Origin of the sequence: Corynebacterium sp. HMSC08F01 (assembly GCF_001807545.1) — a bacterium.
Taxonomy (GTDB): domain Bacteria; phylum Actinomycetota; class Actinomycetes; order Mycobacteriales; family Mycobacteriaceae; genus Corynebacterium; species Corynebacterium coyleae.
The window spans coordinates 1-15,593 of sequence record NZ_KV789316.1; the positions used below are offsets into that span (position 1 = coordinate 1).

Annotated in this window: 21 protein-coding genes and 2 pseudogenes; 7 read left to right on the forward strand and 16 right to left on the reverse strand. The window is 63.4% G+C overall.

Going from position 1 to position 15,593, the window contains the following annotated elements; all coding sequences use genetic code 11:
* Positions 1–267 precede the first annotated feature (267 nt).
* The 3 genes from HMPREF3171_RS08505 to HMPREF3171_RS08515 are packed head-to-tail and all read right to left on the reverse strand — an operon-like array spanning position 268 to position 1,619.
* A complete protein-coding gene (locus HMPREF3171_RS08505; protein ID WP_070484373.1) occupies positions 268–858 on the reverse strand; it encodes an anti-sigma factor in 591 nt (196 codons plus the stop codon).
* Positions 858–1,406: a sigma-70 family RNA polymerase sigma factor gene (locus tag HMPREF3171_RS08510; protein ID WP_070484377.1), complete on the reverse strand. Its 549-nt coding sequence runs from the start codon at positions 1,404–1,406 to the stop codon at positions 858–860. The genes HMPREF3171_RS08505 and HMPREF3171_RS08510 overlap by 1 nt, the downstream gene beginning before the upstream one ends.
* Before the next feature lie 30 nt (positions 1,407–1,436).
* Positions 1,437–1,619, reverse strand: a complete 183-nt coding sequence (locus HMPREF3171_RS08515) for a hypothetical protein (protein ID WP_070484380.1) — start codon at positions 1,617–1,619, stop codon at positions 1,437–1,439.
* Between the two features lie 158 nt (positions 1,620–1,777).
* Between HMPREF3171_RS08515 and HMPREF3171_RS08520 the strand changes: the two genes are divergently transcribed.
* A complete protein-coding gene (locus HMPREF3171_RS08520; RefSeq protein ID WP_070484384.1) occupies positions 1,778–3,424 on the forward strand; it encodes a cytochrome c biogenesis protein CcdA in 1,647 nt (548 codons plus the stop codon).
* On the opposite strand, the gene HMPREF3171_RS08525 is transcribed toward HMPREF3171_RS08520, so the two are convergent.
* The 4 genes and pseudogenes from HMPREF3171_RS08525 to merA all read right to left on the reverse strand — a co-directional run bounded on the left by HMPREF3171_RS08525 (position 3,421) and on the right by merA (position 6,257).
* Positions 3,421–3,738, reverse strand: coding sequence for a hypothetical protein (locus tag HMPREF3171_RS08525; RefSeq protein ID WP_070484391.1), 318 nt, complete (start codon positions 3,736–3,738; stop codon positions 3,421–3,423). The two genes, HMPREF3171_RS08520 and HMPREF3171_RS08525, sit on opposite strands and share 4 nt — an antisense overlap.
* Before the next feature lie 168 nt (positions 3,739–3,906).
* Positions 3,907–4,296, reverse strand: a pseudogene (locus tag HMPREF3171_RS08530) (peptide chain release factor I).
* Between the two features lie 192 nt (positions 4,297–4,488).
* Positions 4,489–4,839 carry a hypothetical protein gene (locus HMPREF3171_RS08535; RefSeq protein WP_005293255.1) on the reverse strand — a complete coding sequence of 117 codons (351 nt, stop codon included), beginning with the start codon at positions 4,837–4,839 and terminating at the stop codon, positions 4,489–4,491.
* Complete coding sequence (gene merA / locus HMPREF3171_RS08540) at positions 4,836–6,257, reverse strand: mercury(II) reductase (protein ID WP_070484394.1); 1,422 nt, start codon at positions 6,255–6,257, stop codon at positions 4,836–4,838. The genes HMPREF3171_RS08535 and merA overlap by 4 nt, the downstream gene beginning before the upstream one ends.
* Before the next feature lie 98 nt (positions 6,258–6,355).
* On the opposite strand from merA, the gene HMPREF3171_RS08545 reads away from it, so the two are divergent.
* The gene (locus HMPREF3171_RS08545; protein ID WP_005290994.1) at positions 6,356–6,745 is read left to right on the forward strand and encodes a heavy metal-responsive transcriptional regulator; all 390 of its coding nucleotides are present in this window, start codon (positions 6,356–6,358) and stop codon (positions 6,743–6,745) included.
* A 46-nt stretch (positions 6,746–6,791) separates the two neighbouring features.
* Here the strand turns inward: HMPREF3171_RS08545 and HMPREF3171_RS12505 are convergent.
* Together HMPREF3171_RS12505 and HMPREF3171_RS08555 are read right to left on the reverse strand one after the other, a co-directional pair.
* Positions 6,792–7,037, reverse strand: a pseudogene (locus HMPREF3171_RS12505) (LLM class flavin-dependent oxidoreductase); the annotation flags it as partial.
* 82 nt (positions 7,038–7,119) lie between these two features.
* Positions 7,120–7,470 carry a VOC family protein gene (locus HMPREF3171_RS08555; RefSeq protein WP_070484397.1) on the reverse strand — a complete coding sequence of 117 codons (351 nt, stop codon included), beginning with the start codon at positions 7,468–7,470 and terminating at the stop codon, positions 7,120–7,122.
* Between the two features lie 333 nt (positions 7,471–7,803).
* Between HMPREF3171_RS08555 and HMPREF3171_RS08560 the strand changes: the two genes are divergently transcribed.
* Both HMPREF3171_RS08560 and HMPREF3171_RS08565 read left to right on the forward strand, forming a co-directional pair.
* Positions 7,804–8,085, forward strand: a complete 282-nt coding sequence (locus HMPREF3171_RS08560) for a type II toxin-antitoxin system RelE/ParE family toxin (protein WP_005290974.1) — start codon at positions 7,804–7,806, stop codon at positions 8,083–8,085.
* A 34-nt stretch (positions 8,086–8,119) separates the two neighbouring features.
* On the forward strand, positions 8,120–8,380 hold the full coding sequence (locus HMPREF3171_RS08565) for a HigA family addiction module antitoxin (RefSeq protein ID WP_070452758.1): 261 nt from the start codon (positions 8,120–8,122) through the stop codon (positions 8,378–8,380).
* Positions 8,381–8,393: 13 nt separating this feature from the next.
* On the opposite strand, the gene HMPREF3171_RS08570 is transcribed toward HMPREF3171_RS08565, so the two are convergent.
* From HMPREF3171_RS08570 to HMPREF3171_RS08595, 5 genes are all read right to left on the reverse strand, one after another.
* Complete coding sequence (locus tag HMPREF3171_RS08570) at positions 8,394–8,984, reverse strand: putative glycolipid-binding domain-containing protein (protein ID WP_083284865.1); 591 nt, start codon at positions 8,982–8,984, stop codon at positions 8,394–8,396.
* 48 nt (positions 8,985–9,032) lie between these two features.
* A complete protein-coding gene (gene arfB / locus HMPREF3171_RS08575) occupies positions 9,033–9,476 on the reverse strand; it encodes an alternative ribosome rescue aminoacyl-tRNA hydrolase ArfB (protein ID WP_070452622.1) in 444 nt (147 codons plus the stop codon).
* A 21-nt stretch (positions 9,477–9,497) separates the two neighbouring features.
* On the reverse strand, positions 9,498–9,785 hold the full coding sequence (locus HMPREF3171_RS08580; protein ID WP_070452625.1) for a type II toxin-antitoxin system RelE family toxin: 288 nt from the start codon (positions 9,783–9,785) through the stop codon (positions 9,498–9,500).
* 9 nt (positions 9,786–9,794) lie between these two features.
* Positions 9,795–10,010: a type II toxin-antitoxin system RelB family antitoxin gene (relB, locus tag HMPREF3171_RS08585; protein WP_070452628.1), complete on the reverse strand. Its 216-nt coding sequence runs from the start codon at positions 10,008–10,010 to the stop codon at positions 9,795–9,797.
* A 487-nt stretch (positions 10,011–10,497) separates the two neighbouring features.
* The gene (locus HMPREF3171_RS08595) at positions 10,498–11,535 is read right to left on the reverse strand and encodes an FUSC family protein (RefSeq protein WP_070484403.1); all 1,038 of its coding nucleotides are present in this window, start codon (positions 11,533–11,535) and stop codon (positions 10,498–10,500) included.
* Between the two features lie 138 nt (positions 11,536–11,673).
* Between HMPREF3171_RS08595 and aac(3)-XI the strand changes: the two genes are divergently transcribed.
* Positions 11,674–12,120, forward strand: coding sequence for an aminoglycoside N-acetyltransferase AAC(3)-XI (gene aac(3)-XI / locus HMPREF3171_RS08600; protein ID WP_070484407.1), 447 nt, complete (start codon positions 11,674–11,676; stop codon positions 12,118–12,120).
* Here the strand turns inward: aac(3)-XI and HMPREF3171_RS08605 are convergent.
* Positions 12,117–13,148 (reverse strand): sensor histidine kinase, encoded by a 1,032-nt coding sequence (locus HMPREF3171_RS08605; protein WP_070484410.1) that lies wholly within the window; start codon positions 13,146–13,148, stop codon positions 12,117–12,119. The genes aac(3)-XI and HMPREF3171_RS08605 overlap by 4 nt on opposite strands.
* A complete protein-coding gene (locus HMPREF3171_RS08610; protein ID WP_070484413.1) occupies positions 13,145–13,819 on the reverse strand; it encodes a response regulator transcription factor in 675 nt (224 codons plus the stop codon). The genes HMPREF3171_RS08605 and HMPREF3171_RS08610 overlap by 4 nt, the downstream gene beginning before the upstream one ends.
* 77 nt (positions 13,820–13,896) lie before the next feature.
* On the opposite strand from HMPREF3171_RS08610, the gene HMPREF3171_RS08615 reads away from it, so the two are divergent.
* Together HMPREF3171_RS08615 and HMPREF3171_RS08620 are read left to right on the forward strand one after the other, a co-directional pair.
* Positions 13,897–14,736 (forward strand): DUF418 domain-containing protein, encoded by an 840-nt coding sequence (locus tag HMPREF3171_RS08615; protein ID WP_070484417.1) that lies wholly within the window; start codon positions 13,897–13,899, stop codon positions 14,734–14,736.
* Complete coding sequence (locus HMPREF3171_RS08620) at positions 14,717–15,568, forward strand: trypsin-like serine protease (RefSeq protein WP_070484419.1); 852 nt, start codon at positions 14,717–14,719, stop codon at positions 15,566–15,568. The genes HMPREF3171_RS08615 and HMPREF3171_RS08620 overlap by 20 nt, the downstream gene beginning before the upstream one ends.
* The last annotated feature ends 25 nt before the right edge of the window (positions 15,569–15,593 follow it).

Genomic DNA, 15,593 nt, shown 5'->3' on the forward strand with positions numbered 1-15,593 from the left:
CTCATTGCGCACGCCGACCGTGAACACAACGAGGAGCCCCGCCGCGATGAGCGCAAAAACGAGCTGGGCTACATGAAATCCATGTAACCCAGTCAAACTCGACGCAATCGAGGTTCCCATTAAAGCGCCGGCCCAAGCGGGACCGAACTTTGGCAACGTCATAGGACTAACGCTAGGCCTGCCACCGCGTCTCATCCACTTTGGGTCGGGGCTTTGTGGTTTTTAGAACGCGAATGGCCTGAAGCGCGCCAAGGGAGGCAGCCGGCACTAGAGCGTCACGTTGGCCAGCACCGTGCCGGTGGGTTGCGCCGCGCCGGCGGCGACTTCCTCGGTGACGAGGACTGAAGCAGTTCCACCGGGCAGCGGCATCCACACGTCGTCGTGGGGTTCTTGGCCGATGACTCCAGCCGATTCCATGGCGCCGTCATCCATGACTGCCCACACTTGTGCCCCCATGCCGTCGTCGAGAGCTGGCTGGCCGTTGACCATGGCGCCGCCCTTGCCCATGTCAGAGCTGATCGCGATGTCGAGGCTCGCGCCCATCGCGTCGGCCTGACCTTGACGCGCGTCGTCGGCCTCCATAATTGCGTGCATTTCGTCGACGCCCTGGGCTGTCACGGATTCGCGTGACTCGTCGACAGTGAATTGGGTGACCGCGAACCCGCCACCGGCGATGAGCACAACGGCGGCTGCTGCGGCGGTTGCGAGACGTCGCCCGGAGCGGTTCTTCCGCGCGGTGTCGAAGTCAGCGACCTGGTCGGTGGCGTCGATACGCTCCATGATTGAGCGTTTGAGCTCCGGTGGCGGAGTGACCGGCGTGGCTGCGGAATTGAAGAGGTCCTCGATATCTTTATCCATCACAGGCCTCCTTTCAACGACACGGCCTTGCGAAGCTTTTGCAACCCGTCGCGTACCCGGGTTTTGGCTGTTCCGAGAGCGACGCCAGTGGCATCGGCGATTTCTTGGTGGGTGAGTTCCCCGAAATACGCGAGCATGAGCGCACTTCGATGGGGCTCTCCGATTGAATCAATGAGTTCTTGCAGTTCCTCAGACTCTAGTCGCTGTTGAGCTTCGTCCTCAGCGGCAGCGACCCACGTGGTCAGTTGACTGTTGAAATCGTCGGTGTCGCGGGCTTGGGAGCTGCGCCAGCTCCGCAGCCGATCGATGGCTCGCGATTTGGCGAGCCGCAGTACCCGTGACTTGGCGCTGCCGCGGTGTGGGTCGAAGGTGTGGGCGCTTAGCCATACCTCCACGAAGACTTCTTGGGTGACCTCTTCCGCTTGGGCCCGGTCGCGCAAGATGTGGGTGGTGAGACCTAGAACCTGTGGGGCCAGAACGTCGTAAAGCTCGGCGAAGGCGACTTTATCGCCCGCGCGCACGCTTTCTAAGAGGTGGTCAAGATCCACAGGTTCTAACTCTAATACCTGGGTTATGTGCTACTTGGATTCTTCCGTCATTTTCTCTTCGCTCATCTTGTCCTCCATCATCGCCGCGGAAGACGGGGTCATGGAGCCGTCCATCTTGTCCTCCATCTTCTCCCCGGAGTCGTTGCATGCAACGAGGCCGACGGCGGCGATGACGATGGCGCTGGCACTGGCGATTGCGCGGTTGATAGACATAGTGTCTCCTTCACTTTTTCGGTTCGCAGGCGCAGTGTTTCTGGCCCGTCACTGAGTACTACGGAGCCGGGGGCTGATGCGGATTGGACCAATCCGATGCGGGCGCTCACTCCGTATTGCTGGGTGTAGGAAAGGTAACCGGAAAGTAGAGGAAACTCATGATCAGCGTGATTCTTGTTGGATTCATCGGGGGTGTGATCACGGCATTGTCGCCGTGCATTTTGCCAGTGTTGCCGGTGGTGCTGGGGGTCAGCGTCGGGCGTAAACCGTCGCACGTGGTGACAGGTTTGGTCGTGAGCTTCGCCGCGATCGCGCTGCTGGGTACGATTCTGCTTAGTGCGCTGCATTTGCCACAGTCGGTATTGCGCTGGGCGGGAGTGGTGTTGCTGGCATGGGTGGGGCTGGGAATGATTTTCCCGCCAGTGGGGGAGGTGTTGCAGAAGCCCTTTGACGCGCTTCCGCGCCCCACGGCATTGCAGGAGAAAACGCGCGGCAAGGGAGGTTTTCTCATCGGTCTGGCCCTTGGCGCGGTGTACGTTCCGTGCGCGGGCCCGGTGCTTGCAGCGGTGACGGTGGCGGGCTCGACTGGGCAGATCGGCTGGAACACGGTGGTGCTCACTGTCGCGTTCGCGATTGGGTCCGCGCTGCCGCTGTTCGTGTTCGCCCTGGCGGGCAACAAGATCGGTGACAAGGTAGACGCGGTGCAGCGCCACCGTAAGGCCATCGGCGTGCTCATCCTGGTCTTCACTGTGGCGTTGGCTCTCGACGCGCCGGCGGCGATCCAGCGTGCCCTGCCGAATTGGACGTCGTCGCTGTCGAACCGTTTTGAGAATTCGGACTTGGCCAATGACGCTCTCAGCAAGGTCGGCCCAACTGGGAGCGGTTCACTGCAGTCGTGCCGCCGTGCCGACCCCGCGCAGCTGCAGGATTGTGGCCCGGCACCGGAATTCGCGGGGCTGACGAACTGGATCAACACCGACCAGCCGCCGAGCCCGCAGGACGGTGGTGTCATGCTCGTTGATTTCTGGGCGTACGCCTGCATCAACTGTCAGCGTGCGGGGGAGCACATCACCAAGCTTTACGACACTTATCGCGATTCCGGCCTCACCGTCGTCGGCGTCCATTCCCCTGAGTACGCTTTCGAGCACGACCTGGGCAATGTCCGCAACGCCGTAGAAAAGGAAGGTATCCACTACCCGGTGGCGCAGGACAATGACTTCGCTACATGGAGGAATTTCAACAACCGCTACTGGCCAGCCCGCTACCTGGTGGACAAGCACGGCAACGTCCGGCAGATCGTGGAAGGGGAGGGAAGCTACGCCGAAACAGAAAAGCTCGTGCGTGAATTGCTCATCGACGCCAACCCCGACGTCGACCTCCCCGAACCGGTCGAAAGCGGCGAAGCAGCAGGCGGTACGAAGGGCCGCAACCCGGAAACTTATCTCGGCACTGCGCGCGCCGAGTACACCAAGCAGCCCGGTTACACCGACGGCGAGCACGACTTCGGTGAACCGGCCGCTCCGGAGCGCGGCATGTTCACTTTGAACGGGACGTGGATTCTCGAGGAGGAATCAGTGCAGACCACCAGTGGAGGACACCTGGACATCAACGTCTTCGCCAAGTGGGTCCAGCTCGTGGTTTCGGGTGAAGGCGAGATCGAGGTCGAGTATCCGGACGGTGCGACAAAGTCGTTCCCGGTCACAGATGGAACCCTCGACCTTGCGAAAAGCGACACGCCCACCGAGGGAGTGCTGCACATCCGGCCCACGGCAGGCGTGAAACTGTATTCGTTGACCTTCGGCTAGGCAGAGACAACCTTGTCCAGCGTCTCGGCGAACCGCGCGACGGTGCCGTCGACATCGCCCCACTTGTCCAAGCCGAACAGACAGATGCGGAAGGCGGAAAAGCCCTCCGGCTCGCCGACCTGCAGCGGAACACCGCTGGCGATCTGGACGCCGGCCTGTTTGAACGCGGATCCGTTGGCCTGCTCCGGGGCGGTGGCGTACATGACCACGATGGAGGTGGCCTCGAAGCCGGGGGCGGCGACGGAGACGTAGCCTTTGTCCGCCAGCAGCTTGCGCACCTTGGTGCCCAACTCGACCTGGCGGGCGGTGTACATTTGACGCGCATCTTCCCGTGCCCTACTGCTTCCCGAGTTGCTAGATGTTCCGGGAGCGATAGCGCCATGACCGCATCCTGCGGTACTTCTCTGGATTTACTTGCTGTCTTTAGCGGGAAGGTTTCTTTGCGCCGACACGCCGTCGAGTTCAAGTTCAACGTGTAGTGCTTAACCTCTGCGATGAACTCTTTGATCCCGGGACGTGATGAGGACTGGGGCTATTGTGCTCCCCCGAACGCTACGGCCCGGGGGCACGAGGCTGTGTCGCAGGTGCAGGCGAGAGGACCACTAGCGAAACACAGACCGCTGAGTCGACGCAGTCACGGTAAAGACGGAGCCGTCTAGGCGGTGCTCGAGGTTGCGCGGGATACGGTGACGCTGGGCGTCGGTAAGCGATGCGCATTCCGCGACATCGATGGAAAGCTGGACTTTGCCGTCCGTCGTGTTGACGCCCTGGCCGCCCGGAGTCGACGATTTCGCGAAACGCTCCGCGAGATCGGCGGCGATGACCGCACCGTCGGGGATCCCCGGGCCGGGTGCTATGGTCATGTCGTTCATGCCGCCCAGCCTAGGTGCCCACAACCCTTTCTCGTCTCGGCGGAAGCGGAGACCGCGTCGCGACGGCCGGGATCCAGCCTCAGTATTATCCTCGTCACCGGTTGATTCGAACGCTTTTTGCTCCTCCTTCTCCCGTCGGGCTTCGATTTCAGCGGCCTCCGCAGGTGGCAGTGATCGCTGGATCCGCTCGAACTACCGGTTCCGATCAGCGGTCGAAGGATTTTCGCAGCAGCCGGACCTGCGGCGCCGGTGCCGCCGCCGTAGCCTGACGAGCATCCCCGCCATGACGGCCATCACGACGGCGGTCCCGGCACCGATGATCCAGGGATTACCGAGGAGCCCACCGACGCCTGCGAGTGCTCCGCCCGCCGCGATGAACGGCAGGCCGCAGCAGAGCAGCGACGGAAGCGCGCAGCATGCCAGCAAGAGCAGCCCGGTCACTGCAGCGACGACGGGACCGGCGCGCCATTCGTCGCGGTCCTGATCGGCGCTCATCGTCTGCTTCAGGATGAGATCTCCCCGATTGCCTGCGTTGCCGTTCATGCGCAGCACGACAGCAGCGACGGGTCGGTGGTGAAGGCCTTCGCGGCGATTCGGATGCCCTCGGCCATGGTCAGGTAGGGGGCCCAGGCGTTGGCGACCTCGGCGACGGTCCTGCCGAGCACGTGGACGCCTGCGGCGGCGAGCTCCCCGGCGTCCTTGGCGACGGCGGTCAGGCCGAGGATCTCTTTCGTCTCGGCGTTCACGACGATCTTGATGAACCCGCGGGTGTCGCGGTTGACCAAGGCGCGGGGCACGTGGTGCAGGGGCAGGACGCGGCAGTCGCAGTGGATCCCCGCGGCGAGGACGTCCTTCTCGGTCATCCCGACCGCGCCGATCGCGGGCCCGGTGAACGTCACCCGCGGCAGGCGGGCGTAGTCGACGGACCGGTCGGCGTCAGCGAACGCGTTCTCGGCGACGAGGGTGCCGTGGTGGGCGGCGACGTAGACGAACTCGGGGTGCCCGGTCACGTCGCCCGCGGCCCAGACCCGCGGGTTCGAGGACTGCAGCCGGTCGGAGACGACCACCTCGCCGGAGTCTCCGGTATTCACCCCGACCGCATCGAGGTTCAGGCCATCGGTGACGGGACGGCGTCCGAGGGCGACCAGGACCTGGTCGGCGCGGAACTCCTGCGAGCCGCCGGACAAGGCGGCGGTCACGACGGCCTCGCCTCCCGTGCCGCGGGAGACCCGGGTGGGCACTGCGCGGCTGACGACGCGGATGCCCCCGTCGGCGAACACCTCCTGGAGCGCCTTCGACACCTCCGGCTCCTCCTTCGAGGCGAGCCGGGACCGCACGAGCAGCGTGACCTGCGAGCCGAGGCGGGCGAACAGCTGCGCCTGCTCCAGGGCGACGTAGCCGCCGCCGAGCACCAGCAGCGACTCGGGGACCTCCGTCAGCTCCATCGCCGTGGTCGAGGTCAGGTATCCGGTCTCCTTCAGGCCGTCGATCGGCGGTGCCCACGGGCGAGAACCAGTCGCGACCAGGTAGTGGTGGGCCTCGATGGACTCGACGCTTCCGTCGGATCCGGCAACATCGAGAACCGGCGCATCAGGGGTGCCCACGAACGAGGCGTCGCCGCGGAGGACCTGCCAGCCGTAGGAGTCGGCGACGTCGGCGTACTTCTCGCCGCGCAGCGACTCCACCAACGCTTGCTTCCCAGCGATCAGCGCGGGCATGTCGACGGGATCCGCCGTCGTCGCGATCCCGGGGAACCGGGTTGCGGCATCGACCGCGACGTGCCGCGCGCCGGCCGCGGCAATGAGCGCCTTCGACGGGACGCAGCCCGTGTTCACGCAGGTGCCGCCGAGCGTCCCGCGCTCGATCATCACCACCGACTTCCCGAGCGTGCTGGCGCGGATCGCAGCGGCGAACGCGCCGCCTCCCGATCCGATGATGGCGAGATCGTACTTCGTAGGCATCGCTACTCCTGTCAACTCTTGGCTTTCTGCTCTGTCTCATCCATACTGGACCTTCCAGTGCAGGGGAAGGTCAAGCGCGGCCACGGAGGGAGACAGCAATGTGGATCGGAGAACTCGCCGAGAGGGCGGGCACTACCGCGAAGACCCTTCGCTTCTACGAGGAACAGGGCCTTCTGCCCCCGACCGAGCGCACGCCGTCCGGATACCGCGACTACGCGCCCGAGACGGTCGCTCGGATCGACTTCATCCACCGCGGCCAGGCCGCGGGTCTCACTCTCGCCCAGATCCGCCAGATCCTCGACATCCGCGACGGCGGCCATGCGCCCTGCGAGCACGTGCGCGACCTGCTTGACGTGCGCCTCGCTGAGATCGAGCAGCAGATCGCGCAGCTCTCCGTGCTGCGCGACACTATCGCGGACCTTAGCCAGGACGCCGCGCACCCGGATCCTGAAACGTGCAGCACCGATCAAGTGTGTAGATACTTGTAGACGGCGGGAGTCAATGACTCAAACGCTACAACCCCGATATGCGCTAGCGCATGTCGATGCCGCCGGTGCCCACCTCGATGATTTTGGTGGTGGCCGCGATAGCACACAGCAGCGGCATCGGGGCGGAGGCCTGCAGTGCGAAGTGGTGGACTCGGAAGGACGCGTTGTTCACGCCGATTTCGTCCGCAGCCTGGGTGATCTCCAGACGAGTCTTGGCGATCTTTTCCGCAGATGGCCCGCACTAGCTGCCGAAGGCGTAATGCCCGAAGCTTAAGAAGCCGAACGCTTTCATTGGATAACACTCCTTTTGATGGTGTTAACGAGAGGGGGTAACTTTGCAACGACATACCGTCGAGTTCAAGTTCAACGTGTCGCTAGTCCTCGGGGCTGCCCACGCAGAACTCATTGCCTTCTGGATCCTGCATTACTGTCCACACCAATCCCGGTGCTTTGTGGGTGCCGAGTTCGGTTGCGCCCAAGCCTTTGAGGCGCTCTACTAAGGATTCGCGCTCCGCCCCGCCAGCGTCGATGTGCATGCGGTTCTTGCCAGGCGTGGGATCGTCAACGCGCTGAAACCCTAGCGCTGGGGTGGAATCAACCATCACGAAATCGCCGTAATCCGCGGCGATTTCGCAACCTGTGGCGGCGGACCAAAACTCGGCGAGCTGGGACGGTTCGAGGCAGTCGAAAGTGATCTGGCGGATCGTGAAGTTGGGGTCGCTCATGGGCATCATTATGGGGGCGGGGCTAAGAAAGCGCAGCATGGTGTCCGGGCGGGGACTCAGCCTTCCGGCGTAGTGGAGCGTATTGAATCGCGAGGGTCACTCCCGCGAGAGCGCAAGAACTCGATGTCGTAGCCTTTTTCGGCTTCGGCGACCCAAGCATCAACCTGATCTTCACTGATCGGCTTCCCGTTTTATTGTCTTCACGGTAGCCACCGTAATGCGGAGCTTGCGACGGTGTGGTTGCGTAAAGTGGGTGTGCATTTGTATTCGGGCGAGCACAAACTTAACGTTGTGCGTTATTGACGCTTCGCGTTATGGGGGATAGGGTGAGACATGATCCAGTCATTCGCTGACAAGGACACTGAGCGTCTGTGGAATCGAGAGCGGGTCCGCTCGATCGATTCCCGCATTCACTCAGTAGCGCTGCGCAAGCTTCGCCAGCTTGGGTACGCGCAGACTCTCGATGAGTTACGGATTCCTCCGGGAAACCGGCTCGAGGCCTTGAAAGGCGACCGGCGGGGTCAGTTCAGCATTCGAATCAACGACCAGTGGCGGATCTGTTTTCGGTGGTCCGCCGCGGGGCCAGAGGAGGTTGAGATCGTTGACTACCACTGACAAGCTCCCTCCGGTTCACCCGGGTGAGATCCTTATGGAGGACTTTCTCAAGGAAATGGAGATCACCCAGCACAAGCTGGCCGTCTCCATCGGCGTTCCGCCCCGCCGGATCAACGAAATTGTTCACGGTAAGCGCGCTGTAACCGCTGACACTGCCCTTCGTTTGGCGAAGTTTTTCGGGATGAGCCCCCAGTTCTGGCTTGGGTTACAGGCCCAGTACGACCTGGATGTGGCAGAAGACAAAATCCTGGCGGAAATCGAACGGATTCAGCCGCTCCAGGCTGCCTCGGCGTAGCAGGTCAGCGACTTTAAATGCGTCGCGCCATGTCGGGGTAGTAGACGACAACCCCATCTTCGTCGACTTCGAGCTCTACATCGACTCCTCGTGTTCCGCTTGCGTAGCGAACTTTGTGTGAGTCGATTGAACTGTAGTACTGATCCGAGGCGATTACCTGGAGAGAGGGCATATCGATCCAGGCCATGATGAGCGGAGTCTTGGGGACATTCTCTTCGAGCAACCCGAGGCGCCGAATGGGCATCGTGTTTGTCAAGGGGCATAGACCCAGGTCACAGTCCACTGCAGTTTCCAGATCAGCTGGTTGTACAAGACCCGGTGACGGGAGGTGGTCCGGCTGGGTGCCTGATTCTTTAGTAGTCGATTTCCACTCGCCTTCTTCGGACCGTGTGAGCTTAAGGTGACGCTCCCAACCTTCGCCCACGACGTTGGCCACCACGTTTTGAGTTACCCAGTTTTCTACAGCCCTCAGATCCCAGGCGGCTTTGTAACCTTCCCCGACCTGGGTACCGCTAGCCGTCAAGCCAGTTTGGTGGAACTGCACCCTTGCTTCGTTCTGGATTAAGGGGTTGTCTACATGCTGCCATGTGTAAGTCCGTTCCATGCGCTGAAGCCTACTGGCCCAGGGCGCTTGTGGTCGATGGTGACAGCTCTAAGGAATCTGGGGCCGCTTCCTCATGGACTTCAGCTCCGAGCGACGCATCTTCGCTTCTCGACGGCGCCGCACCGAGCCCCTGGTCGGCTTCGTCTTGCGCCGCGGGGGAGGCGGCGGGGCGAGCGCCTCGCGCAGCAGGGCGGCCAACCGCTCGCGCGCCTCGGCACGGTTGCGGACCTGTGACCGCTGGGACGACGCTGCCACGGTGAGGACGGTGCCGTCTAGGCGATGCTCGAGGTTGCGCAAGATGCGGCGACGTTGGGCGTCGGTAAGCGATGCGCATGCGGCGATGTCGAGGGAAAGCTGTACCTTGCTGTCGGTGGTATTGACGCCCTGGCCGCCCGGCCCCGACGACTTTGCGAACCGCTCCGTCAGGTCGGCGGCCGCGATGACCACGCCGCCGGGGATCCCCGGGCCGGGCGCGATGGTCAGGTCGTTCATGCCGCCCACCCTACGTCCGAGCTAAAAATCGCGATAGATCTCGCGGCGATGACCGATTGAAAGCACTTCGATTGTGATTGTGCCTTCGTTGATGAGAGCGAGGATTCGGTATGTGCCGACGCGGTAGCGCCACTCGCCGGACCGATTCGCGATGAGCCCTTTCCCAAATGCTCGTGGGTTGGTGCAACCTTCCAAGTTGTCTTTGATCCAGGTGGCGATGATCCGCGCGTCGAAGCGGTCCATCTTCTTCAACTGTTTGCGGGCGCGGGCTGTGAATTCGACCTTGTACTCTCCTGCCGCTGCGTTCATTGAAAGTTGCTACTGATCGAGGTCGGCCAGAATTTCGTCGAGACTGTAGCGCTCGCCGGTGTCGTGAGCGATTGCGTCGCGAAGCTCCTGTAAATCGTGCGCGTCCTCAATTTTCTCCAAGATCGCATCGCGGGCGAAGTCGGAAATAGTTACGCCCTCGAAGCGCGCGTACTTGCGCACTAGCTCGGCATCATTGTCATCCATCCGGATTGTCATCGTTGCCATGGGTACCCCTTTCATCAAACTGAATACAGTGTATTCAGCGGGTGACTGGCGTGCAATGGTCAATCAAGGGCTCGACGACTTCCGCCTACACTGGCGCGCATGAAGACATCGCTTTACGTTTAGTTTCCCGGCAATGCCCGAGAGGCGCTCGAGTTTTACCACGGCGTGTTTGGCGGAGAATTGAATATCCTCACGTACGGCGAGCAGCTTGACCGAGGTGTGCAGTTCCCGTTCGATCCGCCTCGCGACGCGGTTGCGTACGGCACTTTGACCGGGCCGTTCACAATCAGTGATCGGCGACGACCTGCAAAATCAGAAAGGCACTCTCGATCGTGGCGTGTTTGGATTCACCGTCGACGTTGAGTCGGTGAAAGAAGGCGAGCGTCTCATCGAACGCCTTACCGCAGGCGCCATGGGGTGCGCATTTCGGGGTGCTCGAGGATAAGTTCGGGCTCGCATGGAACATCAGCACCGGAGACGGCCCCCGCTAACTCACCTTCCGTGGCAGCACAACAGTGGGGTACTTGCGCACGTATCCCACCGCGATGATCGCCAAAGCGGCCACTGCGCCGAGCATGGTTTCTGCGGTGCGGGCGAGCAGCATCGGGCCGACTGGGGCGGCGTCGACAGCCTGCACCATGAGCAGCGCTGTTGGGGTGATGAAGCTGGCGGCGATGGTGTAGTTGCGGGTCACGTACATCTCGGTCAGGTACTGCAGTACGACGATCCAGACCACAATCTGCCAGCCCTGCGGATGGTGCGACAGTAGGAAGCCGGTCACAGCGATGCCGGTCAGGGTGCCAAGGACGCGCTCGATGGCACGGAAGTACTGCACCTTAAACCGGGAGTTCACCAGGGGAGCGGCGGCAGCGACCATGGCCCAGTAGGAGTGGGAGAGGGGATCGACAATCGTCACTGAGATCAGTCCCAAGGTGCCAGCGAGCAGCGGGGCGAAGAAGAACCGGTTCGCCTCAACCGCAAGGCGGCGGCGCGGCACGCGGCCTGCGTCGGGGGCTCGGGTGGCGATCTCGTTTTCCTTCGCGTCGCCACCCGGACCTTCGCCGATGAGGTGGGAGAACAAACCTAAAACAAGGCACACCAGCGCCGCGCCGCCCGCGATGGCGAAGGCGAGCAGCGGATGGACCGGGTTACTTAAGGAACCGACGGCAGCAACGGCAAAAATCACAAACACGGAGCCAGTCGGCTTCATGTCGGTGGCCAGCGCGATCGTCGCCCACACAGACGACGCAATAGAGGTGACAATCAGCAGGATCCAGGGGCTGACATCAAACCACGCGATGGTGGCGCCGAGGGTGACCATCAAGGTCAGTGCGGTGCCGGCAAGCATGTGGTGCTTCAGACGGACCTCGCGGGTGGCGTGGCGGCCGTAGACGCCAGTGAAGGCGCCGAAGTTTGCGTAGATGGCAAGGTCGAGCCGCCCGAGCGCTAGCAGGGTAAACATGGGGATGGCCACGCCGAGCGCGGTGCGGAAGGCAGGGATGTGGTCGCGTCGTGCAGGTCCCATCGTGAATAGTGGGCTGAAATGACGCAACCGGGGCCTCCTCAATATCGAACTTTTCTCATGCTGCCCTGCTAGGACACTCGAAATACTCTAATGGTCACTTCAAAATGTTTCAGAAGAGGGCCGTTAAGGTGTGCGCATATGACTACAACCAACGAGATCAGGGTCGCGGAGGTGGGGGACGCGGGGGTCGTCGCAAAGCTATTGCACGATTTCAACACAGAGTTTGATACCCCGGTTCCCGAAGGCCTTGAGGAGCGGTTTGCGCAGATCATCGCGCGCGACGACGCCTTCGTTCTCCTTGCTGGCGACATTGGTTTCGCCTACCTCACCCTGCGCCCGAGCCCGTATTTCGACGGGCCGGTGGCGATGCTCGACGAGCTCTACGTCGCACCCGCTCACCGCAATCGCGGCGTCGGCACGGCGCTGCTGCAGCGGGTCTTCGAGGAGATCTGCAAGCACAGCGCCGGCGAATTACAAATCAACGTCGACGAGGTAGACACCGATGCGCGCCGCTTTTACGAGCGCCATGGTCTGACCAACATCGAGCAAGGCTCCCGCATGCTGCTCTACATCCGGGAGCTTTAGGCCGGAAGCGATAGCTTTGCGACGAGCCCACCACCGGCCCGCGGCGCAAGCACCAGGGATCCGCCATGGGCGTTCGCGATCGCATCGACGAGTGCCAGCCCGAGCCCGTGGCCGGCACCTGCGGTGCGTTCGGCGCGCGCGAATGGTTCGGTCCAGGTTGCAACCTCGGCCGCGGAGTAGGCCTCGCCGCCGGATTCCACGGTGACCTCGGCGAAGCCGTCCACCTTGCGCAGGGTGAGCGCAGGGTCATGGCCGTGTGTAAGCGCGTTGCGCAGCAAGTTGTCCACTGCTTGGCGAGTCAGGGTGGGGGAGGCATCCACGGTCACGTCCACAGTGTCGGCGGGGACGTTGCGGTCGGTGCACACCTCGCGGCACAGTTCTGCCAGGTCGAGGCGTTGCCGGTCGCGCACGTCCACGTTGGCCAGTTGCAGCAAGGCGGCAACGGTGTCGGCGCTGCGGGCGTTGACCTCGCGCACGCGGGTGAGGGTGGGGCGTAGGTTGGCGTCGTCGCCGGTGAGTGCCACGTCCGCCATGGTCTGGATCGTCGCGATCGGGGTCTTCAACTCATGGGACGCGTTGGAGGCGAACCGGCGCTGGCGCTCCACCGCGCCAGCCAGCTCGTCGAGCATGACGTTGAGCGCGTCTGCGAGTTCGCCGACCTCGTCGTCGGGACCATGGTGGGTGATGCGGGCTGAGAGGTCGCCGCGGGTGACGGTGGCGGCGTCGTCGGCAATGTCGCGAAGAGGTTTGATCACCAGGCCTGCCACGAACCAGCCGATCACGCCCGCAAGCAGGGTCAAAAGGGCGAGTACCGACAGGGAAGCGAGGAGGACGCGGCGCAGGATCTCGCTGGTGATCGGCACGGCACCGTCGATGATGACGCCGTCCTCCACCGTGGGGAAGGTGGCCGTTACCGGCACCGGGGTGAGCTTCAGGTAGGCATACACCAGCCCGATCAGCGCTAACCCCATCCCAAGCACCGTGGCCACGAACATCACCGTGATGCGGGCCCGCAAACTCAGCCTCATCGTTCCTCCTCCGCCACGTAGTAGCCGGCGCCGGCCACGGTGTGCACGATGCGCGGCTCGCCTAGCTTCTTGCGCAGGTGCGACACCGTCACGCGCGGGGAGTTGGTGAACGGGTCCGCGTTTTCGTCCCACGCCTCCGCGAGCAGGTCCTCGGCAGAGATCACTCCGCCGTCGGCCTCCATGAGCACCTCGAGCACCGCGAACTCCTTCGGGCTTAGCGGCACAGTCTCGTCACCACGGGTGACCTCGCGCCGAAAGGTGTCTAGGCGCACATCTCCGCACCGATACACCTCGCCGCGCGCCGGGGCGTTGCGCTTCGCCAGCGCGTTAACCCGCGCGATCAGCTCCGGGACCTCGAACGGCTTGGGCAGATAGTCGTCCGCGCCGAGCCCGAAGCCTTCCAGCCTGTCGTCCAGGGAGCCGGATGCGGTCAGCATGATCACCCGGGTCGCGGGATGCGTATCGACGACCCACCTGCACACCTCATCACCATGCAACCCCGGCAGGTCCCGGTCGAGGACGACAACGTCGGGGCGGGTGTCGTCGATACGTGAACGTGCTTCGAGGCCGTCGTAAACGGCACTAGCCTGCATGTTCGCGTTGTTGAGCGCGGTGGCGATGGCGTCGGCGAGATAGGCTTCGTCGTCGACCACAAGTACCCGAATTGTCATGGCCCCGATCGTATCGGCGGGGGTGTTGCGTCCACGTTAACGTCACCGCAACATCTGGTTGCGTAACTTCCACAGCCATGCAGACCCGAAACGTAGGAATCGACGCCGCCCGCGCGGTGGCACTCGTCGCCATGATGGTCGCGCACCTCACCGTCCAAGACGGCATCACCGCACAGGTGCTGTTCGGCTTCCCGGCCGCGCTGTTCGCCTTCATCGCCGGTGTCTCAATGGGGTACATGCGCGCCCAGCCCGCCGAGTTCATCGTGCGCGGCATCCTTCTGATCGCCCTGCACTTCGCGCTCGCCCCATTTTCGGGATCGATCGTGGTGGTGCTCGGCACCATCGGGGTCTGCATGGCGCTGCTCGCCTGGGCGCCACGCTGGGACACACCTTTGTTGCTGTGGCTCGCGTGCGCCCTCACGTTCGGGTCGGCGGTGCTCGCGCCGTCATCCTGGCCGTATCCGCTGTTGATGTGGGCCGCGCTCATGATCGCCGGCATCCTGTTCAAACGCCACATGCCGTTGTGGCCCGGCCTCGTGGTCGGCGGGGCACTGTTTGCCCTGGATGTGGCGCTGCGCTGGACCACACCGTTGCCACCGCTTCTCGACGCCACCGGACACACCGGCGGGCTCATAGACGTTGTGGGCAGCGTGGGGGCGTCGATAAGCATCTGCTCCCTGTGCTGCCTGGCGCAACGGTGGCTCGGATGGCTCGCGCCGCTGGGGCGGATGCCGCTGACCCTGTACTGCATCCACGTGCTCACCGCCGAATGGCTCAACGTCTGGGTGACCGTGGGCGGCGCCATCGTGATCGCCTACGTATGGCTCGCGGTATTTCCGCGCGGGCCGCTTGAAACTGTAATTCGCCGCATCACCGCGGTAGTGAAGGAGAACAATCGTGAAAAAGTACGCAGCTAGCCTCGCCGTCGCAGGCGCCCTCGTCGCCCAACCCGCATGGGCGATGGAAAGCACCACCTTCGCCGGCGACACCGACGAAGCTAAGCCCGTAGTCTCCGTGCGTGTCGACGACTCCGACCCCGACGACGGCGTCTGCACCGGCACCGCCATCGACCCCCACTGGGTAATCACCGCCCGCCACTGCGTCGAGGCTGCCGCCAAGCCGGGAGGCTCGGTCCGCACCGGCCAGGGCGACGACCAGCGTGTCTACAAGGTCGACCGCCACGAGATTGCCCCGCGTGGCGACATCGCCCTGCTCCACACCGAAGAGGAAATGCAGCTAGACACGTTTGCAGAGGTTGCCGACGAGGTCCCCGCTGGCGCAGTCAACATCTACGGCTGGTCCTCCGACGGCTCGGGCGGCTCCACAAAGCTGCCCTCCGCCGAGGCTGAGGTGCGTGGTGATTCCCCGCTCGCCCTTTTCGACGCCCCAACCGCCCTCGACGTCGCCCTCAAGAACGGCGCCCGCATCCAGCCGGGCGACTCCGGCGGCGCCATCTTCGCCGACGGCAAGGTCGCCGGCATCATGTCGGCCGGTCTGTTCGAGGATCCCGAGAACCCGACCGAGGAGGAAATGACCTCCAACGCCGCCGTCGCGGTGGCGCCGGTCGCTGAGCAGGCCGAGTGGATCCGCAGCGTTGTTGGTGGTGAGGCGGCAGACTCTTCCGCGACCGCCTCTCCGGAATCGCAGGCTGAGCCATCGGCGTCCTGGCGTAACGTTGCCATCGGCCTGGGGGTTTTGGCCCTCGTGGTTGCTGGCTTCCTGGTGCTGCTGCGTCGCCGTTCTAACTAATCGCACTCGCTAGCCACTCTCGCTA